We start from the raw sequence: 26,026 nt of genomic DNA, 5'->3' as shown, positions 1-26,026 counted from the left end.
GGATTCGCCGTCCGCGTCAGTACTGTTCGCAGCAGCGGTGAAAGCGGTCGGCGATCTCGCTTTCCGGGCGGCAGACCAGCGCGTCGCGGACATCCTCCCGGGACGCCAGGCGCTGGATTTCCCGGTGCATGTGCGGCTCCCAGCCGGGTGCGCAGTTGCGGTCGACGTAATCGGCGAACCGGCTGATGCCGTAGATGAATTCGTCGTCGGGACCGCCGTCCTTCTGGAGCTGGGTCCGCCAGTGGCCGGCCTCGGCGGGCTCGCCCAGGCCGAGGTGATGCAGGTGCAGGCAATAGGCGGCGGCGCGATTTCCCGCGCCGGCGGCCAACTGCCACCAGAACTGGGCGCTTTCCCGGTGATCGGCCTGGTACAGCATGCAGGCGAACACCTGCATTCCGTCGATCGCCCCGTCTATCTGCGACTCCTCCAGCCATACTTCGTGGTATTGCGGACCGTGGTCGCTGAGCAGGCTGGCCAGCCGGCCGACGAAGCCGGTGGCCCCCGCCTGGTTGACGGTCCAGCGCACCAGCACGGACAGCTCGTCCCGTGCCTGCACCACGGGTGAGGCGTCCGTACCGGGCGCCGTGTGTCCGGCCGGGCCCTCCCTCAGCCGCCTCAGGCCCGCGGCCACGTCGAACGGCCGCCGGCCCGCCGTCATGATCTTCCCGGCCCCCGCCAGGAGTTGCTCCACCGTCGGACTGTGGTCACTCACCGGGTGCCCCCCTCCTTCTTCAGCAACTGCGCCAGGTCCCGCTCCAGGCGCTTCGTGGCGCGGCGGCAGTGGTAGTCGACCGTGCTGGCCGTGACGCCCAGGTACCAGGCGATCCGCTCGGTGGGGAACGTGCACAGGTAGCGCAGGACGATCACGTCGAACTGCCGCGGCGACAGCCGGGCGATGGCCTCGTAGAGCCCGACCCCCTCGATCTGCTGTGCCAGGAGCCCCTGGTACGCGGCCAGCACGCCGGCTATCTCGCGGCGGACCTCGGACTCCTCCACGTACGAGGCGACCACGCGGCGGAGGATCGCCCACGCCTGCTGCCGCAGGTCGCCGTGGCGGCCCAGCTCCTCCCAGCGGTTACGGATCTGGTGGAACGTCAGGCCGACGGCCTCCACCGCGGTGTCGTCGTCGAGCCAGTGCTGGGCGTAGGTGTAGTAGGCGTCCGCGTTGGCCAGGTACAGCGCCTCGCACACCGGCGGGACGTGCAACATGGCGTGCGTCACCGGACTGCCATGGTCCTCTGCGGGAGCTTCTTCGGTCATGAATCCTCTTCGAGCGGGGCCGATATGAAGCATCGGGTGACACCTGCGTCACCCGATGAACTGCTGCACCCCAGCCAACCGGACGGAATGGGCGCACACGCATACGCGGCGCTCCGATTTCGCCCGGTGATCAACGAATTCTCCTCACGTCCGCTCAATAACCGGCGGTAACGCGGCATGAACTGCGAGTTCACCAAGCCGATTCGGCCGGGGTCTATACCAATCCCGGATCGTGACGTGCCTCACAGTGCAACCTGTGGGCTGAGCCTCGCCGGGGAAAACACCGGCGGGAGCCAAGACCTGACCAGAACGCGCTCAAAGTTGCGCATTTCTCGACCGAGAATGAACGCAACAGATCACGCCCCCGGAATGCCGGGAGCGGACCCGCCCGCGGCCGCGTCAGCCGATGCGCCGGGCGAACGACTCGTACGACCGGTCGTCGAAGAGCACGAAGCGCACCTCGTCGAAGTCCTCCTTGCCGACCGCCTCCTGGACGGCGGCTACCGCGATCCGGGCCCCGTCGTCCAGCGGCCAGCCGTACGCGCCGGTGGACACTGCGGGGAACGCGACCGTGCGGGCCCCCAGTTCGCGGGCGACGGCCAGCGACTCGCGGTAGCAGGAGGCCAGTTGCGCCGAGCGGTCCTCGGTCCGCGACCAGACCGGGCCGACCGTGTGGATCACCCAGCGGGCCGGCAGCAGCCCGGCGGTGGTGGCCACCGCGCCGCCGGCGGGCAGGCCGTCGGGGTACGCGGAGGCGCGCAGTTCGCGGCACTCCCGCACGATGCTCTTGCCGCCCCTGCGGTGGATGGCGCCGTCGACGCCCCCGCCGCCCAGCAGCGAGGAGTTCGCGGCGTTGACCACCGCGTCGACCTCCTGGCCGGTGATGTCGCCGCGCACGGCCGTGAGCACACCCATGCCGCCACCGTAGTACGGGCACGGGGCCGGCGCCGGGCGCCGCCCCGTGCGGCGCGTCAGACCGTCACCGACGCGCCCTCCGCGACGGCGTCGGCGGCGGCTTCGTCCGGCGCGGCGGTGTCCGCGGTGGCGGCGTCCGGAGCGGCGGCGTCGAGGTCCCGGCGCACCAGCGCCGCATACCGGCCGCCGGCGGCCATCAGCTCGTCGTGCGTGCCGAGTTCGGCGACGCGGCCGTCGTGCAGGACCGCGATCTGGTCGGCGTCGCGGATCGTGGAGAGCCGGTGCGCGATGGTGATCGTGGTACGGCCCTCGGCGAGCGCGTCGACCGCCTGCTGCACCGCGCGCTCGGTGCGGGTGTCCAGCGCGCTGGTGGCCTCGTCGAGGATGAGCACCGGCGGGTCGCGCAGGATCGTACGGGCGAGGGCCAGGCGCTGCTTCTCGCCGCCGGAGAAGCGGTAGCCGCGCTCGCCGACGAGGGTGTCGTAGCCGTCGGGCAGGCCGGCGATGTGGTCGTGGATCTGCGCGGCGCGGGCGGCGGCCTCGATCTCGGCGTCGGTGGCGTCCGGGCGGGCGAAGCGCAGGTTGTCGGCGACGGAGGCGTGGAAGAGGTACGTCTCCTGGGCGACGACGCCGACCGCGCGGGCGAGCGAGTCGAAGTCGAGGTCGCGCACGTCGGTGCCGTCGATCGTGACCCGGCCGCCGGTGACGTCGTACAGCCGCGGCACCAGGTAGCCCAGGGTGGACTTGCCGGCGCCGGTGGGGCCGACGATCGCCAGGCTGCTGCCGGCCGGCACGGTGAGCGCGACGTCGCGCAGCGTCGGCCGCCCCGGCTCGTACGCGAAGTCGACGTTCTCGAAGCGCACGTCGCCGCGGGGCTTCGCCAGCCGCACGGGGTGCTCGGGCTCGGCGATGTCGACGGGCAGGTCGAGGTATTCGAAGATGCGCTGGAAGAGGGCGAGCGAGGTCTGCATCTGCACGCCGGTGGCCAGCAGGCTGACGGTGGGCCGGAAGAGCCCCTGCTGCAGCGAGACGAAGGCGACGACGGTGCCGATGGACACGCCCTGCCCGGCGGTGCTGGAGGCGAGGCCCGCGGTCCAGTAGATGACGGCCGGCATGGCGGCCATGACGACGCCGATGACGGCCATCCGCCAGCGGCCCGCCATGTTGGCCCGTACCTCCAGGTCCACCAGGCCCTCGGACTCGTCGGCGAAGCCGCGGGTCAGGCTGTCGGAGCGGCCCATGGTGCGGCCGAGCATGATGCCGCTGACCGACAGCGACTCGGTCACGCCCGCCGCCATGGCGGCCATCTGCTTCTGCCGCTGCGCGGTGATCTTCTTGCGCTCGCGGCCGACACGGCGGGCGATCCAGACGAAGAGCGGCAGCAGGAGCAGCGAGACGACGGTCAGCCGCCAGTCGAGCGCGAGCATGGCGACGACGGTGGCGATGACGCTGGTGAGGTTGGAGACCAGCGAGGTGGCGGTGGTGGTGACGGTGGCCTGCATGCCGCCGATGTCGCTGGCGATACGGGACTGCACCTCGCCGGTGCGGGTGCGGGTGAAGAACGCCAGCGGCATCCGCTGCAACTGGGCGTAGACGGCGGTGCGCAGGTCGTGCATGACGCGCTGGCCGACGGTGGTGGAGATGAGGGTCTGCAGGACGCCGAAGACGCCGCCGAGCACGGCGACGCCGACCATGCCGAGCGCGAGCAGGCTGAGCAGGCCGGTGCGGCCCTGCGGCAGAGCGGTGTCGACGACCTCGCGGAGCAGGAAGGGCGAGGCGACCGAGACCAGTGAGGACGCGGCCACCAGCAGCCCGACCACGGCGAGGCGGCCGCGGTACGGGCGGAAGAGCGCGAGGATCCGGCGCACCTGGGCGGGCTGCTCCGGATCGGAGGGCGGGGGTGTCCACCCGTCGAGGGGATCGTGCGGCATGAGCCTCCTAGGAGAGTACGACGACTTTGGAGGATAGCTCATTGTTACCTATATGCACAATGAATATGGTCCTGCTATCCTCGGAGCGTGTCCCAGTCGCCCCCGCCCCCCGCAGACGTGACCGGCCAGTTGGCGGAGCAGCTCCTGCTGCTCACCCGGAAGATCCACTACGCGCAGAAGCACCACTTCAAGCCGCTGGGCATCACGCCCGCCCAGTCCCGGCTGCTGCGCACCCTGGAGCGCCACGCGGAGCCCCCGCGGATGGCCGACCTCGCCGAGCGCCTCGGCGTCGTGCCCCGCGCCGTCACCACGCACGTGGACGCGCTGGAGGCGAGCGGCCTGGTCCGGCGCGTGCCGGACCCGGCCAACCGGCGCGTGATCCGCATCGAGACCACCGAGGCCGGGCGCACGGCGCTCGCCGAGCTGCACCGGGCGCGCCTCGCCGCCGCCGCCGACGTCCTGGAGCCGCTGTCGGAAAGGCAGCGTGAAAAGCTGCTGGGGCTCATCGCCCCCCTGGTCGACACGCACGGCCACGCCTGCTGAAGGGTCCGCTCCATGCCGCTGCTCCAGCCCAAGCCCTCGGCGCTGCGCCCCGGCCGCGGCCCCGCGCCGGCGCCGGACCGGGTCGCCGACGACCTCGCCGGGGGTACGCCGGAGCCGCTGCGCGGGGAGCTGACGGCGCTGCTGGGCGCGGAGAAGGTGCTGACGGGCGTCTCGGATCTGGTGCGGTACGCCTCGGACGCCAGCCCGTACCGGTTCGTGCCGCGGGCCGTGGCGGTCGCCGAGACGGTGAGGGACGTCTCGGCCCTCTTCCGGTTCGCCCGCGAGCGCGGCCGCAAGCTCGTCTTCCGCTCGGCGGGCACGTCGCTGAACGGGCAGGCGCAGGGCGAGGACATCCTCGTCGACGTCCGCAGGCACTGGGCGGGCGTCGAGGTGCTCGACGCCGCCGCGGCACGGGTCCGCGTCGGCCCGGGCACCACGGTCGTACGGGCCAACGCCACCCTCGCCCGGCACGGCCGCGTCCTCGGCCCGGACCCGGCCAGCGCCATCGCCTGCACCCTCGGCGGCGTCGTCGCCAACAACGCCTCGGGCATGACGGCCGGCACGACGCGCAACTCCTACCGCACCCTCGCCTCGCTGACCTTCGTGCTCCCCTCCGGCACCGTCGTGGACACCGCCGCGCCCGACGCCGACGCGCACCTGGCCGCGGCCGAGCCGGAGTTGTGCCGCGGGCTGCTCGCGCTCAAGGCGGAGATCGAGGCGGACGAGGGGCTGACGGCCCGGATCTGCGCCAAGTACGAGATCAAGAACACCAACGGCTACCGGCTGGACGCCTTCCTCGACGGCGCCACCCCCGTGGAGATCCTGCGCGGGCTGATGGTCGGCTCCGAGGGCACGCTCGGCTTCATCGCCGACACCGTCTTCGACACCCTGCCGCTGGACCGGCACACCGCCACCGCGCTGCTGTTCTTCCCCACCCTGCAGGCGGCGGCCGCCGCGGTGCCCGGGTTCAACGCCGCCGGAGCACGGGCCGTGGAGCTGATGGACGGCAACACGCTGCGCGCCTCGGTGAGCGTCGCCGGCGTGCCCGCCGACTGGGCGGAGCTGCCGAAGGAGACGGCGGCGCTGCTGGTGGAGTTCCGGGCGCCGGACGAGGCGGCGCGCGAGGCTTACGAGGCGGCGGCGGGCGAGGTGCTGGCGGGCCTCGACCTCGTGGCGCCGGTGGAGTCCGTCGCGGCCACGGGCAACGCGTTCACCCGCGACCCCGGCCGTATCGCCGGCTACTGGAAGGCGCGTAAGGCGTTCGTCACCGCCGTCGGCGGCTCCCGCCCGGCCGGTACGACCCTCATCACCGAGGACTTCGCGGTGCCGCCCGGCCGGCTCGCCGAGGCGTGCGAGGCGCTGCTCTCACTCCAGGCGCGGCACGGGTTCGACGCCGCGGTCGCCGGCCACGCCGCCCATGGCAACCTGCACTTCCTGCTCGCCTTCGACGCCGCGGAGGCCGCCGACGTCGAGCGCTACGCGGCCTTCATGGACGACTTCTGCCGGCTGACCGTCGAGCGCTTCGACGGCTCGCTGAAGGCCGAGCACGCCACCGGCCGCAACATCGCCCCGTTCCTCGCGCTGGAGTGGGGCGAGCGGGCCACGGAGCTGATGTGGCGGATCAAGGAGCTGGTCGACCCGAGCGGCATCCTGGCCCCGCGGGTCCTGCTCGACCGCGACCCGAAGGCGCACCTGCGCGGGCTCAAGACGATCCCGCGGATCGAGGACGTCGCCGACCCGTGCATCGAGTGCGGCTTCTGCGAACCCACCTGCCCCAGCCGCGACCTCACCACCACCCCGCGGCAACGCATCGTGCTGCGCCGGGAGATGCTGCGCCAGCCGCCGGACGCGCCGGTCACCGGCGGCCTGCTCGAGGCGTACGGGTACGACGCCGTCGACACCTGCGCCGGCGACTCGACGTGCGGCCTGGACTGCCCCGTCGGCATCGACACCGGGCGGATGATGAAGGACTTCCGGCACGCGCGGCACTCCGCCCGGGAGGAGCGCGCCGCCGCCGGCACGGCCCGGCGCTTCCGCCGGGTCGAACGCGCCGCCCGGCTCGCCGTCGCCGTGGCGCACCGGCTCGGCGACCGGGTGCCGGGCGCCGCGACCCGGCTCGCGCGCCGGGCGGTGCGCCCCGACCTCGTACCCGAGTGGCTGCCGGAGATCCCCGGTCCGGCCGCGCGCCGGCTGCCCGCCACCGCCCGCGAGGGCACCGCCGCCGTTTACTTCCCCGCGTGCGTCAACCGGATCTTCGGCGGCCCCGACGACGCCCGCGGGCCGAACCTGGCGGAGGCGGTCGTCGCCGTCTCGGCCCGCGCCGGGCGGCCCGTGTGGATCCCCGGCGACGTCACCGGCACCTGCTGCGCCACCATCTGGCACTCCAAGGGGTACGACGACGGCACCCGGCTGATGGCCGAGCGGATCGTCGAGGCCGCCTGGCGGTGGACCGACGGCGGCCGGCTGCCGGTCGTGGTCGACGCCTCGTCCTGCACCCTGGGCCTCGCGCACGAGGTCGTGCCGTACCTGACGGAGGTGAGCCGCGCGCTGCACGCGCGGCTCACCGTCCTGGACTCGCTCGACTGGGCCGCCGACGAGCTGCTGCCCCGGCTGACGGTCGAGCGGCGGACGCCCGCCGCCGTGGTCCACCCGACCTGCTCGATGCGCCACCTCGGCAACACCGGCCGGCTCACCGCCCTGGCCGAGGCGGTCGCCGACGAGGTCGTCGTGCCCGACGACGCGGGCTGCTGCGCCTTCGCCGGCGACCGCGGCATGCTGCACAAGGAGCTGACCGCGTCCGCGACCGCGCGCGAGGCCGCGGAGGTCACCGCCCGCGACTACGACACGCACCTGTCGGCGAACCGGATGTGCGAGATCGGCATGGACCGGGCCACCGGCCGCTCCTACCGCTCCGTGCTGCTGGAGCTGGAGCGCGCCACCCGCCCCGCGGGCGTGCGGGAGCGCCGCTGACACCCCCGGTGGAGAAGTCCATCCGGCCCGGGCGGTAAGTCCAACTCCTCAGTGGTGCAGACCTCTTGTCGGCGCGCCCGGGTCCGGCGAGGGTGGCCGCGAACCGTCCGCACACCATCCGGAGGACGCATGCGCGAGGAGAACCCCACCCCGAGACCCGGCGATTCCGACGACGGCTACTCCCGCCGCTCGGTTCTGCGCTCGGCGGGCATCGCCGGTGCAGGGCTCGGCCTGGGGGCCTTCGGCGCCTCGCAGGCCCAGGCGGCGGAGGCCGGGGCAGCCGGGGAGGCCGCCGCACCGGCGGCACCGCCGCGGCGCGGCAAGACGATGATCGGTGTGCCGTTCGAGAGCCACGGCACCGTACGGGTCGGGATCATCGGCCTGGGCAACCGTGGTGGCGGCATGATCGACCTGTTCCTCGCCCAGCCGGGCGTGCAGGTGACCGCGCTGTGCGACCCGGTCGTCGACAAGGTGGAGCGGGCCGCGAAGAAGGTCGTCGACGCAGGCCAGCCGGCGCCCGCCACGTACACCAAGGGCGACCACGACTTCGAGCAGCTCTGCGCCCGCGGCGACATCGACTTCGTCTACGTCGCCACCCCGTGGGACTGGCACTTCGAGATGGCCAAGGCGGCCATGGAGAACGGCAAGCACGTCGGCGTCGAGTGCCCCATCGCGATGCGCCTGGACGAGCTGTGGGACCTCGTCGACCTCTCCGAGCGCACCCGCCGGCACTGCATGCAGTTGGAGAACTGCTGCTACGGCCGCAACGAGATGCGGGTGCTGCGCATGGCGCACGCCGGGCTCTTCGGCGAGCTGCTGCACGCCGCCGGCGCGTACAACCACGACCTGCGCGGGCTGATGTTCGACCCCGACTACTACGAGGGCCCCTGGCGCCGGCTGTGGCACACCCGGCTGCGCGGCGACCTCTACCCCAACCACGGCTTCGGCCCGGCCGCCAACTACATGGACGTCAACCGCGGCGACCGCGTCACCCACATCTCCAGCTTCGGCACCCCGGCGCTGACCCTCGCCGAGTACCGCGAGGCGAACATGCCCCCGGGCGACCCGAGCTGGAAGGAGACGTACATCAAGGGCGACCGCACCTTCAGCATGATGCAGACCGCCAAGGGGCGGGTGATCCGGCTGGAGCACGACGTCTCGACCCCGCACCCCTACAGCCGGATCAACTCCCTCGGCGGCACGAAGGGCGTGTTCGAGGACTACGAGCCGCGCATCTACCTGGAGCCGGGGCACACCGACGACCAGTGGCACGACTTCGGCGAGTTCGCGGAGTACGACCACTGGCTGTGGAAGGAGCACTCCAACCCGCCCGGCGGACACGGCGGCATGGACTACATCATGATCTTCCGGCTGATGCAGTGCATGCGGCTCGGCCTGGTCCCGGACTTCGACGTCTACGACGCCGTGACGTGGACCGCGCCCGTGCCGCTCAGCCACCTGTCGATCAAGGCGGGCGGCAGGCCGCTGCCGATGCCGGACTTCACCCGCGGCGGGTGGAAGGACAAGCGCTCCGGCGTGGACTCCGAGAAGCCCGACGAGGCGTGAGCGCCGCCGGCTGTCGGCCGACGGCTGACGGCTGATCGGCGTGTGCGCCGCTAACCGGCCAGGGAGGCCCGGTCGCCCATCACGGCGACCGGGTCCTTCTTCGGGTCCAGCGTCGTCAGCAGCTTCGTCATGCCCGCCTTGGAGATGCTGACGCAGCCGGACGTGCCGCTGCCGTGGTCCATGTGGAACCAGATCGAGCCGCCCTTCTCCTGCCCGCGCGGCCGGGTGGGGTCGAGCGGCGAGGTGCCCCGTACGCGGTTGTAGTCGATGGCGATGACGAGGTCGAAGTCGTTCCAGTGCGTCTTCGGCCAGTAGTGGGGCGCGGCGAAGGCCGGGCTCTCCAGGTACGGCAGCTTCGCGCCCGGGTCGGCGAGGACGCCGCCGGCGTCGGAGAGCGTGAACACCCCGACGGGGCTGCGCTTGTCGCCCTCGCGGTGGTTCGGGGTCCAGCCCTTCTTGCCGTTGTGCGCGGGCCAGCTCTCCTGCCGCTGCCAGTTCCCGCCGCGCTTCTCGTAGAGCACGACGGTGGCGTCGGCGGAGTCGGGGCCCTTGCCGTAGACGGCGACGGCCTGGCGGGAGTCCTCGGGCACCTGCCCGTTCAACCGGGGCCCGACGCCGGGGATGTCGCCGGGCGCGGTGGCGGGGGACGCGCTCGCGCCGCCGGTGTCCGTGCCCTTGCCCGGACCGCCCGGGTCACCGCCGCCGTCGCCGGCACCGCCGCAGCCCGCCAGCAGAAGCAGTCCCACCGCCGCGGCGGCCGTCCGGCGCGGCAGCCGCCCGCTCGTCCCGTACGCACGCATACGCCCATCGTCACACGCCGCGTCCCGCGCTCCGCCGGGCGGGCCCCGCGCCCCGTGGCCGCAAAGGCGCGCCACGGGGGAAAACCGGTTGAAAACCGGTCCGTAAACCGCCAGCCTTGCACGGCTCACCCCCCACCCGAGACGACCTGTTTGGGATGCCATGCAGTTGCGCGACCTGCCGCACACGGACCCCGGTGAACCCGACGTCCGATCCGGCCGCCACTTCCTCGTCTGGCTCGGCCGCATGCAGCTCGGCGGGCAGGTCGCCGCGCTGTTGTGGGGCCTGGTGTGGATGCTGCCCCTGGGGGCGATGCCGCTGGCCGTGGGCATGGCCGTGCAGGCGGTCGTGGACCGCGACGGCGGGCGGCTGGCGGGCGCCGGCGCGCTGCTGATCGTCCTCGGCGTGCTCGTCGCGCTCGGCGACAGCATGCTGCACCGCGCGGCGGTGACCAACTGGATCACGGCCGCCTCGCGGGTCCAGCAGTTGCTGGCCCGCAAGGCGGCCGAGCTGGGCTCGGTGCTCACCCGGCGGGTGGCGGCCGGCGAGGTGGTCGCGGTGAGCACGGGCGACGTGGAGAAGATCGGCTGGTTCGTCGAGTCGTTCTCGCGGTTCACCGCCGCGCTCGTCACCGCGCTCGCCGTCGCCGTGGGCCTCGTCGTCTACGCGCCGGAGCTGGGCGTCGTCGTCGCCCTCGCGCTGCCCGTGCTGGCGCTCGCGCCGCTGCCGCTGCTGCCGTACGCCACCCGCCGCGCCGACGACCAGCGGGCCAAGGCCGGCCGCGCGACCGAGCTGGCCGCCGACACCGTCGCGGGGCTGCGGGTGCTGCGCGGCATCGGCGGCGAGGAGCTGTTCCTCGACCGCTACCGGGAGGCGTCGCAGAAGGTGCGGACCGCCGCGGTGCGCAGCGCGCGGATGTGGGCGCTGATCCACGCCGTGCAGGTGGCGCTGCCGGGGGTGCTGCTGGTGGTCGTCGTCGCGCACGGGGTGGGCCTCGCCCGCAGCGGGGCGATCACGGTCGGCGAGCTGGTGACGGTCTACGGGGCCGTGACGTTCCTGCTCTTCCCGATGCACCACTTCGCCGAACTGGCCATGGCGTACTCCTTCTCCCGGCCGTCCGCCAAGCGGGCCGCCCGCGTGCTCGGGCTCGCCCGCACCACCACGGGCGGCGACGGCAGCACCGGCGACAACCGCGACACCGCCGGCCGGGGCGTGCTCGGCGGCGAGCTGTACGACCCGGCGACCGGGCTGCGCGCCGGGGCGGGGCGGCTGACCGCCGTGGTGTGCGGAGACCCCGACGCCGCGGGGCGGCTCGCCGACCGGCTCGGCGGGCACCCGGCGGAGCCGGGCGGGCTGCCGTCGGTCCGGCTGGGCGGCGTGGAGCTGGACGGCGTGCCGCTGGCGGGGGCGCGGGCGGCGGTGCTGGTGCAGGACAAGGACCCGATGCTGCTGTCCGGGACGCTGGCCGACCTGCTGGACGTACCGGCGTCCGGCTCCGTCAAGCCCGCCGCGGCGCTGGCCGCCGCCCAGTGCGGCGACGTGCTGACCGCGCTGGCCCAGGCGGCGGCGGAGGTGCCGGACGGCGACGGGGCGCCGATGGGCGCGCCGATCACCGAGCGCGGCCGGTCGCTCTCCGGCGGCCAGCGCCAGCGGCTGGCGCTGGCGCGCTCGCTGGTGGCCGACCCGGAGGTGCTCGTGCTCGACGAGCCGACCTCGGCGGTCGACTCGCACACCGAGGCGCGTGTCGCCGAGAGCCTGCGGGAGATCCGCGCGGGCCGCACGACGGTGGTGTTCACCTCCAGCCCGCTGCTGCTGGACCGGGCCGACACGGTGGTGTTCGTGCAGGACGGCGCGGTGGCCGCCGAGGGCCCGCACCGTGAGCTGCTGCACGGCGACGTCACGTACCGCGCCGTGGTCACCAGGGAGACGGACGACGAGAAGCAGGCGGCCGACCGCGTACGGGACGGCGACGCCGTACGCGACGACGGCGGCCTGCCGCAGATGATGGAGGAGACCGCATGATCGGCGTGCGACCGCCGGCGTACGACCCGGCCGCCCCGCGCACCGCGACCACCCTGCCGGTGGGCGCGCCGGCGACCGTGCGCGGCTACGTGGCGGAGCTGCTGCGCCGGCACCGGGCGGCGTTCCTGCTGCTGGTCGCCGTGAACGCGGTCGCCGTCGGCGCCTCGATGACCGGCCCGTACCTCCTCGGCGGCCTGGTCGAGGACCTGTCCGCGGGCGCCCGGGACCTCCATCTGACGCGGGCGGTGGTGCTGTTCTCGGTCGCGCTCGCGCTCCAGGCGGTCTTCGTCCGGCTGGTGCGGCTGCGCGGCGCGATGCTGGGCGAGCGGATGCTGGCGGACCTGCGCGAGGACTTCCTCGTCCGGTCCGTGGGCCTGCCCCCGGGCGTGCTGGAGCGGGCCGGGACCGGCGATCTGCTGTCCCGCATCACCACGGACATCGACCGGCTGGCGAACGCGATGCGCGAGGCCGTGCCGCAGCTCACCATCGCGGTGGTGTGGGTCGCCCTGGTGCTCGGCGGCATGGTGGTGATGGCGCCGCCGCTGGCGGTGGCGGTGGTGCTGGCCGCGCCGGTGCTGCTCGCGGGCTGCCGCTGGTACTTCAAGCGGGCGCCGAGCGCGTACCGCTCGGAGGCCGCGGGGTACGCGGCGGTGGCCGCGGCGCTCTCCGAGACGGTGGACGCCGGGCGGACGGTGGAGGCGCACCGGCTGGGCGCGCGCCGGGTCGCGCTGTCGGACCAGCGGGTCAAGGAGTGGGTGGCGTGGGAGCGTTACACGCTCTACCTGCGCTGCATGTTCTTCCCCGTCTTCAACGCCACGCACATCGTGGTCCTCGGCTCGGTGCTGCTGATCGGGGGCGCGTTCGTCTTCCAGGACTGGATGAGCGTCGGCGAGCTGACCACGGGCGCGCTGCTGGCGCAGATGCTCACGGAGCCGGTGGGCATGATCCTGCGCTGGTACGACGAGCTGCAGGTGGCCCAGGTGTCGCTGGCCCGGCTGGTGGGCGTACGGGACATCGAGGCGGAGCCCGGCGACGCGGCCGTACGGCCGGGCGGCCGGGAGGTGCACGCCGACGAGGTCCGCTTCGGCTACCGCGCCGGAGCGGACGTGCTGCACGGCGTCTCGCTCCGGCTGCGGCCGGGCAGCCGGCTGGCGCTGGTCGGCCCCTCGGGCGCGGGCAAGTCGACGCTGGGGCGGCTGCTCGCCGGGATCTACTCGCCGCGGCGCGGCGAGATACGGCTCGGCGGCGCGGAGCTGGCGCGGATGCCGGCGGAGCGGGTACGCGAGCACGTGGCGCTGGTCAACCAGGAGCACCACGTGTTCGTCGGCTCGCTGCGCGACAACCTGCGCCTGGCACGCACCGGGGCGGGCGACGCGGAGCTGTGGGCGGCGCTGGGCGCGGTCGACGCGGGTGAGTGGGCCCGGGCGCTGGACGACGGCCTGGACACGGAGGTCGGCTCGGGCGGCGCGGCGCTCACCCCCGCGCAGGCGCAGCAGATCGCGCTGGCCCGGCTGGTGCTGGCCGACCCGCACACGCTGGTCCTCGACGAGGCGACGTCGCTGCTCGACCCGCGGGCGGCGCGGCACCTGGAGCGGTCGCTGGCGAAGGTGCTGGACGGGCGCACGGTCGTGGCCATCGCCCACCGGCTGCACACCGCGCACGACGCGGACGTGATCGCGGTGGTCGAGGACGGCCGCATCAGCGAACTGGGCAGCCACGACGAACTGGTCGCGGCGAACGGTGCGTACGCCGCGCTGTGGCGCTCCTGGCACGGCTGACCGCACCGGCGTGCGGGCGGCGCCCGCCCGCACCCTCGCACGCGCACCGGACGGGAAGTTTTCCGTGCCCCCCGGCCGGGGCGTCAGCCGATGACGCCCATCGCGGTGAGGCCGCCGGCGGTGCCGGCCAGCATGAAGGCCGGCATCAGTATCTTCAGCTCGATCCAGCTTCCGGCGCGGAAGCGCATGAAGCGCGGCGGGCCGAGCGGGTACCAGCGCTTGCCGCCCACCGGGATCGGCCACAGGATCGGGCAGCCGGAGACGGTGAGGGCGTCACCGATGTCGTGCACGAGTGCGCCGAGGACGATGGGCAGGCCCAGCCACAGGTACTCCTGGCCGGGCTCGGTGAACAGCCAGCCGGCGCCGTTGCCCGGCTCGTCGAGGATGCCGGCCAGGATCCAGGCGCTGGAGGCGCCGAGCAGCCACACGAGCACGTCGCTGGAGACCCGGGCGGCCCGCCACAGCAGCCCCTCGACGGCCAGCACCATGTGGACGAAGAGGATGCCGAGGACCGCCCACCGGCCGCCGAGGACCGCGAGGGCGGAGAAGCCGGCGCCGATCGCCACGGCCCACAGCCAGGTGTGCGTCAGGGTGCGATGGCCTCCGGTGCGGCGCGGGTCGCCGCGCTTCTTCGTCGCCTTGTAGACGGCGTAGGAGAGCTTGTCGATGATCCCGCAGAGGATGCGGGACAGCGGGCCGAAGGCGCGGGAGATCGTCGCGGACCTGTGGTCGAGGTCCGGCGCGAGCGCGGCGCCGGCGCAGATGAGGGCGCCGACGACGAGGACGGGCCAGGGCATCCCGTGCCCCGCCGCGGTGGCCGCCGCGCCCACCCCCAGCCACGCCGCCGCCCCCGAAAGCGAGTGCGCTGGACCCATCATGAACGCTCCCCCGTCCCTCGTCCGCCCGTGTGGTGCACGGCCGTTGGCCCCACCGCCGCCGCCCGTCGGCGGCACAGCCTAGCGTGGGTGATCTTCACACATCCCGGGGGTTCACACTTCGGGGTCGGCTGAGGGCAGTATGGACGGGTGACCCTTATCGATCAGATGCCGCCCACCGCCGACCCCGACGACCTCTTCGAGGCGTTCTCCTCCTGGACCGAGGAGCGGGGCATCTCCCTCTATCCGGCGCAGGAAGAAGCTCTGATCGAGGTCGTCTCCGGCTCGAACGTGATCCTGTCCACCCCCACCGGATCCGGAAAGTCGCTGGTCGCGGCGGGCGCCCACTTCGCGGCCCTGGCCCGGGACCAGGTCTCGTTCTACACCGCGCCGATCAAGGCGCTGGTGTCGGAGAAGTTCTTCGACCTGTGCAAGGTCTTCGGCACGGAGAACGTCGGCATGCTCACCGGCGACGCCTCCGTCAACGCCGACGCACCCGTCATCTGCTGCACCGCGGAGGTGCTGGCGTCCATCGCGCTGCGCGACGGCAGGGACGCCGATGTCGGCCAGGTGGTGATGGACGAGTTCCACTTCTACGCCGAGCCGGACCGCGGCTGGGCCTGGCAGATCCCGCTGCTGGAGCTGCCGCAGGCGCAGTTCGTGCTGATGTCGGCGACGCTCGGCGACGTCTCCCGCTTCGAGGAGGACCTGACCCGGCGTACCGGCCGCGCCACCGCGGTGGTCCGCTCGGCGACCCGGCCGGTCCCGCTGTCGTACGAGTACCGCACCACCCCGCTCACCGAGACGCTGACGGAGCTGCTGGAGACCCGGCAGGCGCCGGTGTACATCGTGCACTTCACCCAGGCGCAGGCGGTGGAGCGGGCGCAGGCGCTGATGAGCATCAACATGTGCAGCCGCGCCGAGAAGGACGAGATCGCCGCCCTCATCGGCAACTTCCGCTTCACCACCCGGTTCGGCAAGCAGCTCTCCCGCTACGTCCGCCACGGCATCGGCGTCCACCACGCCGGGATGCTGCCGAAGTACCGGCGGCTGGTGGAGAAGCTGGCGCAGGCCGGGCTGCTGAAGGTCATCTGCGGCACCGACACCCTCGGCGTCGGCGTCAACGTGCCCATCCGCACGGTGCTGTTCACCGCGCTGACCAAGTACGACGGCAGCCGGGTGCGCACCCTGCGGGCCCGCGAGTTCCACCAGATCGCCGGGCGCGCCGGGCGGGCCGGCTTCGACACCTCCGGGCTCGTGGTGGCGCAGGCGCCCGAGCACGTGGTGGAGAACGAGAAGGCGCTCGCCAAGGCCGGCGACGATCCGAAGAAGCGCCGCAAGGTGGTGCGCAAGAAGCCGCCGGAGGGCTTCGTCAACTGGTCGCAGAACACCTTCGAGAAGCTCATCGCCGCCGATCCCGAACCGCTCACCTCCCGCTTCCGCGTCACCCACGCCATGCTGCTGTCGGTCATCGCCCGGCCGGGCAACGCCTTCACCGCCATGCGCCGGCTGCTGGAGGACAACCACGAGCCGCGCAGGAAGCAGCTCCGCCACATCCGCCGCGCCATCGCCATCTACCGCTCCCTCCTCGACGGCGGCGTGGTGGAGCAGCTCGACGAGCCGGACGCGCAGGGCCGCATCGTGCGCCTGACCGTCGACCTGCAGCAGGACTTCGCCCTCCAGCAGCCGCTGTCGACCTTCGCGCTGGCCGCCTTCGACCTCCTCGACCCCGAGTCCCCCTCCTACGCGCTCGACATGGTCTCCGTCGTGGAGTCCACCCTCGACGACCCCCGGCAGATCCTCGCCGCCCAGCAGAACAAGGCGCGCGGCGAGGCGGTCGCCCAGATGAAGGCGGACGGCGTCGAGTACGAGGAGCGGATGGAACGGCTGATGGACGTCGGCTACCCCAAGCCCCTGGAGGAACTGCTCTCCCACGCCTACGGCCTGTACCGCAAGAGCCACCCCTGGGTCGGCGACCACCCCCTCTCCCCCAAGTCGGTCATCCGTGACATGTACGAACGGGCCATGGCCTTCGGCGAGTTCGTCTCCTTCTACGAACTGGCCCGCACCGAGGGCATCGTGCTGCGCTACCTGGCCGGCGCGTACAAGGCGCTGGACCACACGGTGCCGGACGAGCGGAAGTCCGAGGACTTCGAGGACATCGTCGCCTGGCTCGGCGAGATGGTCCGCCAGGTCGACTCCAGCCTGCTGGACGAGTGGGAGCAACTGGCCAACCCGGCGGAGGAGACCGCCGAGCAGGCCATGGAGCACGCCGACCAGGTGCGTCCGGTCACGGCCAACGCGCGCGCCTTCCGGGTCCTCGTCCGCAACGCGCTGTTCCGCCGGGTGGAGCTGGCGGCGCTCGACGACGCGGACGAGCTGGGCGCGCTGGACGAGGAGTCCGGCTGGGACGCGGAGCGCTGGGGCGAGGCGCTGGACGCCTACTGGGAGGAGTACGAGGACATCGGCACCGGACCGGACGCCCGCGGGCCGCGGCTGCTGCGGATCGAGGAGGACCCGCAGCACGCGCTGTGGCGCGTCCGCCAGACCTTCGCCGACCCCGAGGACGACCACGACTGGGGCATCTCCGCGGAGGTGGACCTGACCGCCTCCGACGCCGAGGGCCGCGCCGTCCTGCGCGTCACCGACGTCGGCCCGCTGAGCCGGGCGGCGGGCTGACCCGCCGTCAGCGCGGCAGCCCCGTGCGGCGCCGCCGACCGCGGCGGAGCCAGGTGAGGCTGCCGCGCCGTGGCCGGTTCCCGCCCCCCGGCCGCGCCGGCGGGGCGCCGCCCGGGGGCGCCGCCGGGGCCCGGAGCGGAGCCGCCTGCGGGACCGGGCGCTCGGCACGGGCCGCCTGCAGTTCCACCGCCAGGCCCAGCCGGAAGCCCAGCGCCTCCGCGTCGGACTCCGCCAGCAGCACGTCCTCCGCCACCCGGCGGGCCGTCTCGCTGCCCCCGGGCACCGGGACGACCAGCTCCGCCCGGTGCTCGACGATCCGCGCCCGCTCGCCGGCGTCGGGCACCTCCTCCGCCAGCTCCGCGTCGCTCAGCACCGCCGCGTACGCGCCCGCCCGCTCCCACGGGTCCACGCGCTCCGCGAGCAACTGCTCCACCCGCCGCTGCCGCCAGCCGCGGGCGCGGGCGTCCGCGCCGTCCGCCAGCTCCGCCCGCATCGCCGGCGGCAGCGGTCCGCGCAGCAGCCCCGGCTCCCGCTCCCCGAACCGCTCCACCTCCGTCGCGAGATACAGCCAGACCACGACGCGATACCGGTTCACGTAGAACCGCGCGGGGGCGAAGCATCCCGCCCGCGCCAGCCGCGTGAACCGGCCGGCCGAGATGCCCAGCTCCTCCGCGCCCGCCACCGTCCCCACCAGCCGCAGCCGCTCACGCAGCGCAGCCGTCACGGCGCACGCACCGGCGCCCCCGGCACCACCCGTTGTGCCGCCCGGGCCGCCCGGGCCGCCCGCGCTGTCGCCGGCTCGCAGCCGCGCCACCTCGGCCCGCGCCACCCGGCGCCGCCCGCCGGCCCGCCGCGGCGGCTCCGTCAGCACCAGCCCGAGCTGCACGGCCAGCTCCAACTCCCGCGGCAGCAGGCCCAGCTCCTTCGCCGCCCGGCCGAACGGCAGCGGCTCCGCCGGCTCCTCCGCGTCCCCCGCCGCCCGCGCACCCGTCCCCGCACCGGTCCGTACCGCCATGACCATCTCCCCCGTCGTGTCGCTCGAAAAGCGCCATCTCGATTACTCTCAGTGACGAGCCTAGCGCGTCGCCCTCCGGTCCGCGTCCCCCTGTGGATAACGTGCTCCCATGGGCGAGAAGATGACCGACGAAGAGTGGCGCACCTTCGTCTCCGCAGGCACCCGCACCGGCAAGCTGGCCACCGTCCGCGCCGACGGCAGCCCTCACGTGGCCCCCGTCTGGTTCGTGCTCGACGGCGACGACGTCGTCATCACCACCGGCGCGAACAGCGTCAAGGCCCGCAACCTCGCGCGCGACGGCCGCGCCGCCCTCTGCGTCGACGACGAGCGCATGCCGTACTCGTTCGCCGTGCTCTCCGGCCGCGCCCGGCTCAGCGAGGACCTGGACGAGATGCGCCGCTGGGCCACGGTCATCGCCGCCCGCTACGTGGACCGGCAAAGCGCCGAGGCCTTCGGCGTACGCAACGCCGTCCCCGGCGAACTCCTCGTCCGCGTCGGCATCGACACGGTGGTCTCCGAGGCACGCGTCGCCGAGTGACGCCCGCCGCCCCGCCGGGCCGCGCTCACCCCACCGGCTCCGTGCCCACCGTGTCGAGCAGCCGGGCGGAGTGCACGCGCCCGGCGTACTCGACGAGCCTGATCAGCACCTCCTTCCCGGAGTCGCGGTCGCGGGCGTCGCACAGCACGACGGGAGTGCCCTGGTCGAGGTCGAGGGCACGGGCGACCTCGTGGGCGCCGTAACTGCGCGACTCGGGAAAGCAGTTCACGGCGACGATGAACGGGATGCTGCGATGCTCGAAGTAGTCGACCGCCGGGAAGCAGTCCTGCAGTCTGCGCGTGTCGGCCAGCACCACCGCGCCCAGCGCGCCGGTGGCCAGCTCGTCCCAGAGAAACCAGAAGCGGTCCTGGCCGGGCGTGCCGAACAGATAGACCGCGAGCCCGGCGCGGATCGTGATCCTGCCGAAGTCCATCGCCACCGTGGTCGTGGTCTTCTCGTCCACGCCGCCCGTGTCGTCGACGGCGGTGCCGACCTCGCTCAACTGCTCTTCCGTGCGCAGCGGACGGATCTCGCTGACGGAGCCGACCAGGGTGGTCTTGCCCACCCCGAAGCCGCCGGCGATGAGGATCTTCAGCGCCAGCGCGTCGTCGACCCTGCGGTCAGAGGGCGCGGAGTCCATCGATCACTTCTCTCAGGATCTTCTCGTCGGGAAGCTGCGCGGGCGGTACGGGCCTGCTGACCCGTACGCAGCCGAGTTCGACCAGGTCGCCGAGGAGCACCCGTACCACCCCCACCGGCAGATCGGTCTCCGCCGCCAGCTCGGCGACGGACTGGGTCTCGATCCGGCAGAGGTCGATGAGCGCCCGGTGCTCGGGCCCGAACGTCTCGGCCTCCTTCCCCGCCGGCACGGCCTCGAGCGCCTCCTCCTCCAGGTCGATCAGCGCGATGAGGTCGAACCGCACCGTGGTCGTCACCGGCCGGGTCCGGCCGCCGGTCATCGCGTACGGGCGGACCAGCGGGCCGGCCTCGGCGTCGTACCAGTGACTGCCGTGATGCGGAGGGGTGCCACTCATATCTTCAGTCATAACGTGTCACCGCCGTGCTCAGCCCGGATTCCGCGGCTTCGCTGCGGCTGTACGCGGAGCGGTGTATAGATGTTCGCCCACCCGTGTGACCAGGCGGGCCATCTCGTAGGCGACGAGGCCCATGTCCGCGGTCGCCGCGCTGAGAACGGCAAGACAGGAGCCGTCCCCGGCCGCGGCCACGAAGAGGAAGCCGTCGTCCATCTCGACCATCGTCTGCCGTACGCCCCCGGCGCGGAAGTGCCGCCCCGCGCCCTTGGCGAGGCTGTGGAAGCCGGACGCGACCGCCGCCAGGTGCTCGGCGTCCTCGCGGGAGAGGGTTCTGGAGTTGCCGACCGCGAGCCCGTCGCCGGAGAGCACCACGGCGTGGCGCACGTCGGCGACGCGCCCGACGAGGTCGTCCAGCAGCCAGCCGAGCCCTCCGGATCTCTGCGTGTGCACGGTGTCCGGCTCGATCATGGGCGATCTCCTTCCCTCGACGTGTGCGCGGTCTCGTCCGACTCCCGGCGCCCGTCGCCCGGTTCGCCGTCGTACGGGCGGCCCGCGGGAAGGCCGCCGCCGCGTAACCAGCCGCTGCGGTACGCGGCCATGCGTGCGCGCGCCTCTTCGGGCGTGCGCTCCCGCGGTACGGGTGTGCCCGCGGCGCCGGGCTTCCCGTGCGATCCGGCGTCCCCGTCCCCCGTGCCGGTGCCCGCCGCGGAGTCCGCGTCGTCCCGGGCGGCCGCACCGCCGTTCGGGTCCGGCTCCAGCCGCAACTGCGGCGCCATGCTCGCCTGTCGTACGCGCCTGGGCAGCTCGGTGACGTCCCCCGGCGACTGGACGGCGGCAGCCGCCTGCCCGGCGCGCCCGGCGTACGTCCCGGATCCGCCGCCGGGTCCGTGGTCCGCCGCCGCCTCGCCCGCGGCCACCCCCGCGCCGTCCCCGGGCCCTGCGCCGCCGTCCACTCCGTCCGCCGTACCACCGGCCGTACCACCACCATCCGTCCCGTCCGCCGGATCCACACCGAGCCGGGCCCGCAACAGGACCACGTCCTCCCGCGACGCCAGCACCGGCCGCTCCCCCGCCGGCCCGGCCGCCGGCTCTGCGGGCCCCGGCCCCGTGCTCCACGGCCCCGGCAACGCCCGCCCGGCCCGCCGCTCCGGCAGCCCGTTCTCCGCGCCCCGCACCCCGTTCTCCGAGCCGTGCGCCCCGGCACCGCCCCCGCGCCGCGCCGTCGCCCCCGGCAGCCCCGTCGCCCCCGAACCGCCCGGCAGCCCCGGGACCGGCCCGCCGGGGACCGGCCGCGCCGCCCCGCCCCGCGTCCGGGTCCCCGGATCCACCGCCCCCTCCACCGCCGCCTGCAGCAGCGCGGTGGGCAGCAGCACCACCACCGTCGTCCCCCCGTACGCCGAACGCCGCAGACTGACCTGGATTCCGTGCCGCGCCGCAAGCCGGCTGACGACGAACAGCCCCAGCCGGTCGCTGTCGAAAAGGTCCAGCGCCTCCGACTGCCGGATCCGCCGGTTCGCCGCGCCGAGCGCCTCCTTGCCCATGCCCAGACCGCGGTCCTCGACCTCGATCGCGTAGCCGTTGCCGACCTGCTCGCCGTACACCCGCACCTTGGTGTGCGGCGGCGAGAACTGCGCGGCGTTCTCCACCAGTTCCGCGAGCAGATGCGTCAGGTCGGCCACCGCCGCGCCCGTCACCGCCACGTCCGACAGCGCCCGCACCTCGACGCGCGCGTAGTCCTCCACCTCCGAGACCGCCGCCCGCACGACGCTCTGCAGCGGCACCGGCATCCGCCAGGCGCGGCCGGGAGCCGCCCCCGAGAGGATGATCAGGCTCTCGGCGTGCCGGCGCATGCGGGTCGTGAGGTGGTCGAGCCGGAAGAGGTCGTCCAGTTCCTCGGGGTCCTCGGCGCGCCGCTCCATGCTGTCCAGCAGAGCGAGCTGGCGGTGGACGAGCACCTGGCTGCGGCGGGCGAGGTTGACGAACACCCCGGAGATGCCGTTCGCCAGCTCGGCCCGCTCGACGGCGGCGCGCAGCGCCGCCCGGTGCACGGTGGTCAGCGCCTCGCCGACCTGCGTGATCTCGTCGTCGCCCGGGTCGCCCGCGGGGGCCTCGCCGGCGATGTCGATCTCCTGTCCGGCGCGCAGCCTGCGCATCGCGTGGGGCAGCTTGCGGCGGGCGAGTTCGAGCGCGGTGTTGCGCAGGCCGACGAGTTCGACGATCAGTCCGCGCCCTATCCGCACCGAGATGAGGAGCGCCGCGCCCACGGCGGCGAGGCCGAGGACCGCCGCCGCGCCGGAGGGGGTGAGCATGCCGTCGACGAAGGGGTCGGTGCGGCCGGCGTCCGCGGCGTGCTCCCGTGCCACGTCGCGGAAGGCGCCGGCCACGTCCTCGTACGGACCCTCCCACGCCCGCGCGGGGGCGGCGGCGACGGCGGCGGTGCCGGAGTCCGCGGCGGTGACGGCCTTCTCCAACTCGCCGAGCGTGCGGTACGCCTCGCTCTCGCGGGCCCGCCGCCAGACCTCCGCCTCAGCGCCGCCGAGATCGGCGGCCGAGCCCTGCTCCAGCACGGCTCGGGCGGACGCGGCTTCGGCGAAGGCGCGGTGGTGCGCGGCGCCGAGGACCCCGGGGGACCGGCCGGCGGCCAGCAGCGCGTCCTCGCGGGCGAGCATCTCGCCGGCCCTGCCGAACTCCCGCAGCACCCGGGCCTCGGACGCCGCCTCCGCGCCCTGGATGCCGGTCAGCGCGCCGGAGACGCCGAAGGCGCGGTCGACGGCCCGGGTGTACGCGGCGTACGCCCGCGACCAGCCCGTCGTACGCGCCTCCACCCCGGTACGCAGCCGGCCCAGTGACTCCGTACCGGCGACGAAGCGGTCGAGCCGCCGGGTGACGTCCCCGGGCAGGCCCGCGCCCTCGGCCACGGTGTGGCCGCCGTCGAGCCGCAGCCGGTCGACGGCCCGGTCCGTGCGGTCGGCCGCCGCGCCGTAGGCGCCGCGGAGGTCGCCGCCGGGGGCGGCGAGATAGCCGGCCGCGGCGCGCCGCTCGTCCTGGAGCGCCGCGACGGCGGCGGCGAGCGGCTGCCGCACCCGGGTCTCGACCTGCTCGACCTGACGCAGCCGGGCGACGTCCTGGGCGGTGCCGACGGTGGCGTAGCCCCACAGCGCGATCAGGGAGACGACCGGGACGGTCAGCAGGCAGATGACCCTGGCGCGCACGGTACGGGGCCCGAGCGGCCGGCGCCGCCCGCGGTGTCCGGACGCCGGCGTCTTCAGTGCACTCCCCTCATCCAAACCTCCCGGCCCCGCCGCGTCGCCGGCGCTCCCCGTGCCCGGGCCGCCCGGCAGGTACGTGCGCTCCCAGGCGCTCGGCTCCGCCCCGGTTTCGTCGGCCGGCGGCCCCGCGTGCGCCCGCCGGCCGCGCACCGGCGCCGGCACCGGCGGCGCCCCGCCCGCCCCGCCCTCCGCGGGCCGCGCGGCCGGGGTTCCGGACGGCGTGCCGGACGAGCCGCTCGGCGGGTTGCTGTCCGGGGTTCGCATGGCCACCTCGTATCGGGTTTGCGGGGACCGGCCCGCTCCGCGGGGTCCGTCCGGCCGGTGTGCGGACGCGGCGCGGCCTGCTAGACCGCGCCGGGCGCTCGGGTCGGGCGCTGGGCGGAGACGGTGGCGGCGCGTTCCGCGGCGGTCGGCGTGAGCGCGACGAACGCCGAGGTGAGGAAGAGGTACGCGCCGAGTCCCACGGTCAGCGGGAAGACGAACTGCGAGGCGGTGGCTCCGGCGAGGGCCTCGGGAGAGGGCGTGACGGTCACGGTCACGGCGGCCATCCCGGTGTAGTGCATGCTGGTGACCGCTGCCCCCATGACCAGGGAGGCGAGGCCCACGGCGAGCGAGGAGCGGACGTTGAGCGCCGTCCACAGCCCCGCGGTGGCGGTGGCGACCGCGATCAGGACGGAGAGGGCCACGGCCGGGAGGTCGTAGCCGATCGAGCCGTGCAGGCGTACGGCGGACAGCCCGATGTAGTGCATGGCGGCCACGCCGAGCCCGGTGGCGAGTCCGGCGACCAGCATCGCGGGGCCCCGGGCGCGGCCGTAGCCGAGGGCGAAGGCGCCGGCTCCGGCGACGGCCATGGCGACGAGGAGGCTGAGGACGGTGCGGGGGATGTCGTAGCGGATCTCGGTGCCGCCGACGGTGAAGCCCAGCATGGCGATGAAGTGCATCGTCCAGATGCCGGTCCCGATGGCGGACGCGGCGGCGAGCAGCCAGTTGCGCCGGGAGCGGGCGGTGAGGGCCGCCAGCGCCTGGACGGTGCAGCGCAGCCCGAGCGCGGCGCCGAAGCACGCCATCGCGTACGAGAGGACGGGTGTCAGCCACCCGTAGGCTGCGTGGTCGAGGTGTCCCATGTTTCAGGGACGCTAGTCCGGTCGGGGGCGCACGACCGGGGCGCATGCCAAACCTGACTGAATTTGACAGAGTCATGCCCTCGACCGATCAGGCCGAGCCTAAAGAGGCACATCCCTGGCAAATTTGTTCTGGCACATGCCTCGCGGTCGCGTGCCTCCGCGGGGGCGCGAGATCAGCGGCCGAGTTCCTTGCGGGTCACCCTCTTGAGCCTGCGGCGCTGCCCGGGGTCGAGCGCCAGATAGGCGGCCACCGGCACACCGACGATCACCAGCACGGCGATCCAGAACGAGGTCAACCACCACAGCAGCAAGCCGACCGCCACCCCGCCGGCCGCGACTTTCCCTCGGTTCGACATCTTCCTGCCTCCTACAGCGGCGGCACACCGCCCTCGACTGGGGAACGGCCGCGCCGCTCCCCCGGTTCCTTTATCCCATGACCCGGGCAGAAGGGCGTCATACATGTGGATGAGGGGCCCATTACGGGACGGGCGCCGTTTACGGGGCGGCGGGGGTGCGCAGCGGCTCGCCGACCTCGTGCATGTGCGCCAGTGCCAGCCGGTACGAGTCGACGGCACTGGTCTGCGCGTACGGCAGCCCGAGCGCCGCGCAGTGCGCGCGCACCAGCGGCTGGACGCGGCGCAGGTGGGGGCGGGGCATGTTCGGGAAGAGGTGGTGCTCGATCTGGTAGTTCAGGCCGCCCATGAGCCAGTCGGTGACGGTCCCGCCGCGCACGTTGCGGGAGGTGAGCACCTGGCGGCGCAGGTGGCCCCAGTCGTCGTCGCCGGTCTCGGGCATCTCCATGCCCTTGTGGTTGGGCGCGAAGCACATCCCCAGGTGCAGGCCGAAGACCGCGTGCTGCACCAGCGCGAAGACCACCGCCTTGCCGGGCGACATGGCGGTCAGCAGCAGGGCGGCGTAGCCGATCACGTGGGCGCCGAGGAGCAGCGCTTCGAGCCGGCGCTCGCGCCCGTCCTGCCGGCGCAGGTCCTGCCAGCTCGACACCTTCAGCGCGATGCCCTCCAGGAGCAGCATCGGAAAGAACAGGGCCGCCTGGTTGCGGGTGAGCCAGCGGGCGAAGCCCTCGCGCTGGGCGGCCTGGCGCTGGGTCCAGACGAGCGCGCCGACGCCGACGTCCGGGTCCTTGTCGACGTGGTTGGGGTTGGCGTGGTGGCGGTTGTGCTTGTCCGTCCACCAGTGGTAGCTCATGCCGATCAGCAGGTTGCCGTGGAAGAGCCCCAACGCGCGGTTGACCCGGCGGGTGCCGGCTATCTGCGCGTGGCCGGAGTCGTGGCCGATGAAGGCGGCACGGGTGGTGAAGACCGCGGCGGGGACCGCGAGGAAGAGGGTCCACCAGGTGTTGCCGAGGGCGTGGATCGCGACGCCGGTGGCGGCCAGCGACAGCAGCGTGACCGCGATGCTGAACCCGTACCAGCCGCGGCGCCGGCGCAGCAGCCCGGCGGCCTTCACCTCCCGCAGCAGCGGCGTGAACTCCGAACTCCTGGCGGTGGCCGACCTGTTGGCGGTCGGCGTGACAGCGGCCTGCGGCATGGCGCCTCCGGTCTCTCGGTGCGAGGACCTCGACGCTACGGAACCGGACAGCGCGGCGCGGTGACGTCAGCACCCGGAACGCCCGGGTGCAATCCACCCGGCACAAGGTAGTGCCAGATACACCCCCCGCCACCCCGCACACGGAAAAGTGAAGTTGATCA

At 73.9% G+C, this 26,026-nt stretch carries 21 protein-coding genes; 7 read left to right on the top strand and 14 right to left on the bottom strand.

Features of this window, described 5'->3' with window-relative positions; all coding sequences use genetic code 11:
- Window positions 1-16: 16 nt before the first annotated feature.
- The 4 genes from O7599_RS35000 to O7599_RS34985 form a co-directional block, all read right to left on the bottom strand.
- Window positions 17-691 carry a hypothetical protein gene (locus O7599_RS35000; RefSeq protein ID WP_281619623.1) on the bottom strand — a complete coding sequence of 225 codons (675 nt, stop codon included), beginning with the start codon at window positions 689-691 and terminating at the stop codon, window positions 17-19.
- Window positions 692-708: 17 nt separating this feature from the next.
- Window positions 709-1,260: a sigma-70 family RNA polymerase sigma factor gene (locus O7599_RS34995; protein ID WP_281619622.1), complete on the bottom strand. Its 552-nt coding sequence runs from the start codon at window positions 1,258-1,260 to the stop codon at window positions 709-711.
- Between the two features lie 399 nt (window positions 1,261-1,659).
- On the bottom strand, window positions 1,660-2,175 hold the full coding sequence (locus O7599_RS34990; protein ID WP_281619621.1) for an O-acetyl-ADP-ribose deacetylase: 516 nt from the start codon (window positions 2,173-2,175) through the stop codon (window positions 1,660-1,662).
- 56 nt (window positions 2,176-2,231) lie between these two features.
- Window positions 2,232-4,106, bottom strand: a complete 1,875-nt coding sequence (locus tag O7599_RS34985) for an ABC transporter ATP-binding protein (protein ID WP_281619620.1) — start codon at window positions 4,104-4,106, stop codon at window positions 2,232-2,234.
- Window positions 4,107-4,193: 87 nt separating this feature from the next.
- Here O7599_RS34985 and O7599_RS34980 point away from each other — a divergent pair, with 87 nt between their 5' ends.
- The 3 genes from O7599_RS34980 to O7599_RS34970 all read left to right on the top strand — a co-directional run bounded on the left by O7599_RS34980 (window position 4,194) and on the right by O7599_RS34970 (window position 9,185).
- Window positions 4,194-4,649, top strand: a complete 456-nt coding sequence (locus O7599_RS34980) for a MarR family transcriptional regulator (RefSeq protein ID WP_281619619.1) — start codon at window positions 4,194-4,196, stop codon at window positions 4,647-4,649.
- Window positions 4,650-4,661: 12 nt separating this feature from the next.
- Window positions 4,662-7,619, top strand: a complete 2,958-nt coding sequence (locus tag O7599_RS34975; protein ID WP_281619618.1) for an FAD-binding and (Fe-S)-binding domain-containing protein — start codon at window positions 4,662-4,664, stop codon at window positions 7,617-7,619.
- Between the two features lie 129 nt (window positions 7,620-7,748).
- Complete coding sequence (locus tag O7599_RS34970) at window positions 7,749-9,185, top strand: Gfo/Idh/MocA family oxidoreductase (RefSeq protein ID WP_281619617.1); 1,437 nt, start codon at window positions 7,749-7,751, stop codon at window positions 9,183-9,185.
- Window positions 9,186-9,235: 50 nt separating this feature from the next.
- Here the strand turns inward: O7599_RS34970 and O7599_RS34965 are convergent, their stop codons facing one another.
- The gene (locus O7599_RS34965; protein WP_281619616.1) at window positions 9,236-9,985 is read right to left on the bottom strand and encodes a L,D-transpeptidase family protein; all 750 of its coding nucleotides are present in this window, start codon (window positions 9,983-9,985) and stop codon (window positions 9,236-9,238) included.
- A 160-nt stretch (window positions 9,986-10,145) separates the two neighbouring features.
- Here O7599_RS34965 and O7599_RS34960 point away from each other — a divergent pair, with 160 nt between their 5' ends.
- Window positions 10,146-12,005: an ABC transporter ATP-binding protein gene (locus tag O7599_RS34960; protein ID WP_281619615.1), complete on the top strand. Its 1,860-nt coding sequence runs from the start codon at window positions 10,146-10,148 to the stop codon at window positions 12,003-12,005.
- Window positions 12,002-13,783: an ABC transporter ATP-binding protein gene (locus O7599_RS34955; protein ID WP_281619614.1), complete on the top strand. Its 1,782-nt coding sequence runs from the start codon at window positions 12,002-12,004 to the stop codon at window positions 13,781-13,783. Before O7599_RS34960 ends, O7599_RS34955 begins: the two co-directional genes overlap by 4 nt.
- An 83-nt stretch (window positions 13,784-13,866) precedes the next feature.
- Here the strand turns inward: O7599_RS34955 and O7599_RS34950 are convergent, their stop codons facing one another.
- On the bottom strand, window positions 13,867-14,661 hold the full coding sequence (locus tag O7599_RS34950; protein WP_281619613.1) for a metal-dependent hydrolase: 795 nt from the start codon (window positions 14,659-14,661) through the stop codon (window positions 13,867-13,869).
- Window positions 14,662-14,808: 147 nt separating this feature from the next.
- Here O7599_RS34950 and O7599_RS34945 point away from each other — a divergent pair, with 147 nt between their 5' ends.
- Window positions 14,809-17,337, top strand: coding sequence for a DEAD/DEAH box helicase (locus tag O7599_RS34945; RefSeq protein WP_281619612.1), 2,529 nt, complete (start codon window positions 14,809-14,811; stop codon window positions 17,335-17,337).
- A gap of 7 nt (window positions 17,338-17,344) precedes the next feature.
- Here the strand turns inward: O7599_RS34945 and O7599_RS34940 are convergent, their stop codons facing one another.
- Window positions 17,345-18,352 carry a DUF6397 family protein gene (locus O7599_RS34940; RefSeq protein WP_281619611.1) on the bottom strand — a complete coding sequence of 336 codons (1,008 nt, stop codon included), beginning with the start codon at window positions 18,350-18,352 and terminating at the stop codon, window positions 17,345-17,347.
- Window positions 18,353-18,461: 109 nt separating this feature from the next.
- Here O7599_RS34940 and O7599_RS34935 point away from each other — a divergent pair, with 109 nt between their 5' ends.
- Entirely contained in the window at window positions 18,462-18,890 is a 429-nt protein-coding gene (locus tag O7599_RS34935; protein ID WP_281619610.1) for a PPOX class F420-dependent oxidoreductase, read from the top strand.
- 25 nt (window positions 18,891-18,915) lie between these two features.
- Here O7599_RS34935 and O7599_RS34930 read toward each other — a convergent pair whose 3' ends face one another.
- The 7 genes from O7599_RS34930 to O7599_RS34900 all read right to left on the bottom strand — a co-directional run bounded on the left by O7599_RS34930 (window position 18,916) and on the right by O7599_RS34900 (window position 25,865).
- A complete protein-coding gene (locus O7599_RS34930) occupies window positions 18,916-19,530 on the bottom strand; it encodes an ATP/GTP-binding protein (protein WP_281619609.1) in 615 nt (204 codons plus the stop codon).
- The gene (locus O7599_RS34925; RefSeq protein WP_281619608.1) at window positions 19,511-19,936 is read right to left on the bottom strand and encodes a DUF742 domain-containing protein; all 426 of its coding nucleotides are present in this window, start codon (window positions 19,934-19,936) and stop codon (window positions 19,511-19,513) included. Before O7599_RS34925 ends, O7599_RS34930 begins: the two co-directional genes overlap by 20 nt.
- Window positions 19,937-19,954: 18 nt before the next feature.
- Complete coding sequence (locus O7599_RS34920) at window positions 19,955-20,392, bottom strand: roadblock/LC7 domain-containing protein (RefSeq protein ID WP_281619607.1); 438 nt, start codon at window positions 20,390-20,392, stop codon at window positions 19,955-19,957.
- Entirely contained in the window at window positions 20,389-23,136 is a 2,748-nt protein-coding gene (locus tag O7599_RS34915; RefSeq protein WP_348652640.1) for an ATP-binding protein, read from the bottom strand. The genes O7599_RS34920 and O7599_RS34915 overlap by 4 nt, the downstream gene beginning before the upstream one ends.
- Before the next feature lie 401 nt (window positions 23,137-23,537).
- Window positions 23,538-24,317, bottom strand: coding sequence for an MHYT domain-containing protein (locus O7599_RS34910; RefSeq protein ID WP_281619606.1), 780 nt, complete (start codon window positions 24,315-24,317; stop codon window positions 23,538-23,540).
- Window positions 24,318-24,490: 173 nt separating this feature from the next.
- The gene (locus O7599_RS34905; RefSeq protein WP_027746601.1) at window positions 24,491-24,673 is read right to left on the bottom strand and encodes a hypothetical protein; all 183 of its coding nucleotides are present in this window, start codon (window positions 24,671-24,673) and stop codon (window positions 24,491-24,493) included.
- 139 nt (window positions 24,674-24,812) lie between these two features.
- Window positions 24,813-25,865, bottom strand: a complete 1,053-nt coding sequence (locus O7599_RS34900; RefSeq protein ID WP_281619605.1) for an acyl-CoA desaturase — start codon at window positions 25,863-25,865, stop codon at window positions 24,813-24,815.
- Between the last annotated feature and the right edge of the window lie 161 nt (window positions 25,866-26,026).

The sequence above is a fragment of the Streptomyces sp. WMMC500 genome (assembly GCF_027497195.1).
Classification (GTDB): domain Bacteria; phylum Actinomycetota; class Actinomycetes; order Streptomycetales; family Streptomycetaceae; genus Streptomyces.
Note: the sequence above shows the minus strand (reverse complement) of the source record. Positions and strands in the feature narration are given on the sequence as shown.

What these genes read in the sequence shown, in the direction of transcription:
- O7599_RS34995 (WP_281619622.1), bottom strand. Translation starts at nt 1,260, where the DNA reads ATGACCGAAGAAGCTCCCGCAGAGGACCATGGCAGTCCGGTGACGCAC.
- O7599_RS34990 (WP_281619621.1), bottom strand. Translation starts at nt 2,175, where the DNA reads ATGGGTGTGCTCACGGCCGTGCGCGGCGACATCACCGGCCAGGAGGTC.
- O7599_RS34985 (WP_281619620.1), bottom strand. Translation starts at nt 4,106, where the DNA reads ATGCCGCACGATCCCCTCGACGGGTGGACACCCCCGCCCTCCGATCCG.
- O7599_RS34975 (WP_281619618.1), top strand. Translation starts at nt 4,662, where the DNA reads ATGCCGCTGCTCCAGCCCAAGCCCTCGGCGCTGCGCCCCGGCCGCGGC.
- O7599_RS34970 (WP_281619617.1), top strand. Translation starts at nt 7,749, where the DNA reads ATGCGCGAGGAGAACCCCACCCCGAGACCCGGCGATTCCGACGACGGC.
- O7599_RS34965 (WP_281619616.1), bottom strand. Translation starts at nt 9,985, where the DNA reads ATGCGTGCGTACGGGACGAGCGGGCGGCTGCCGCGCCGGACGGCCGCC.
- O7599_RS34960 (WP_281619615.1), top strand. Translation starts at nt 10,146, where the DNA reads ATGCAGTTGCGCGACCTGCCGCACACGGACCCCGGTGAACCCGACGTC.
- O7599_RS34955 (WP_281619614.1), top strand. Translation starts at nt 12,002, where the DNA reads ATGATCGGCGTGCGACCGCCGGCGTACGACCCGGCCGCCCCGCGCACC.
- O7599_RS34950 (WP_281619613.1), bottom strand. Translation starts at nt 14,661, where the DNA reads ATGATGGGTCCAGCGCACTCGCTTTCGGGGGCGGCGGCGTGGCTGGGG.
- O7599_RS34940 (WP_281619611.1), bottom strand. Translation starts at nt 18,352, where the DNA reads ATGGCGGTACGGACCGGTGCGGGGACGGGTGCGCGGGCGGCGGGGGAC.
- O7599_RS34935 (WP_281619610.1), top strand. Translation starts at nt 18,462, where the DNA reads ATGGGCGAGAAGATGACCGACGAAGAGTGGCGCACCTTCGTCTCCGCA.
- O7599_RS34930 (WP_281619609.1), bottom strand. Translation starts at nt 19,530, where the DNA reads ATGGACTCCGCGCCCTCTGACCGCAGGGTCGACGACGCGCTGGCGCTG.
- O7599_RS34925 (WP_281619608.1), bottom strand. Translation starts at nt 19,936, where the DNA reads ATGACTGAAGATATGAGTGGCACCCCTCCGCATCACGGCAGTCACTGG.
- O7599_RS34920 (WP_281619607.1), bottom strand. Translation starts at nt 20,392, where the DNA reads ATGATCGAGCCGGACACCGTGCACACGCAGAGATCCGGAGGGCTCGGC.
- O7599_RS34910 (WP_281619606.1), bottom strand. Translation starts at nt 24,317, where the DNA reads ATGGGACACCTCGACCACGCAGCCTACGGGTGGCTGACACCCGTCCTC.
- O7599_RS34905 (WP_027746601.1), bottom strand. Translation starts at nt 24,673, where the DNA reads ATGTCGAACCGAGGGAAAGTCGCGGCCGGCGGGGTGGCGGTCGGCTTG.
- O7599_RS34900 (WP_281619605.1), bottom strand. Translation starts at nt 25,865, where the DNA reads ATGCCGCAGGCCGCTGTCACGCCGACCGCCAACAGGTCGGCCACCGCC.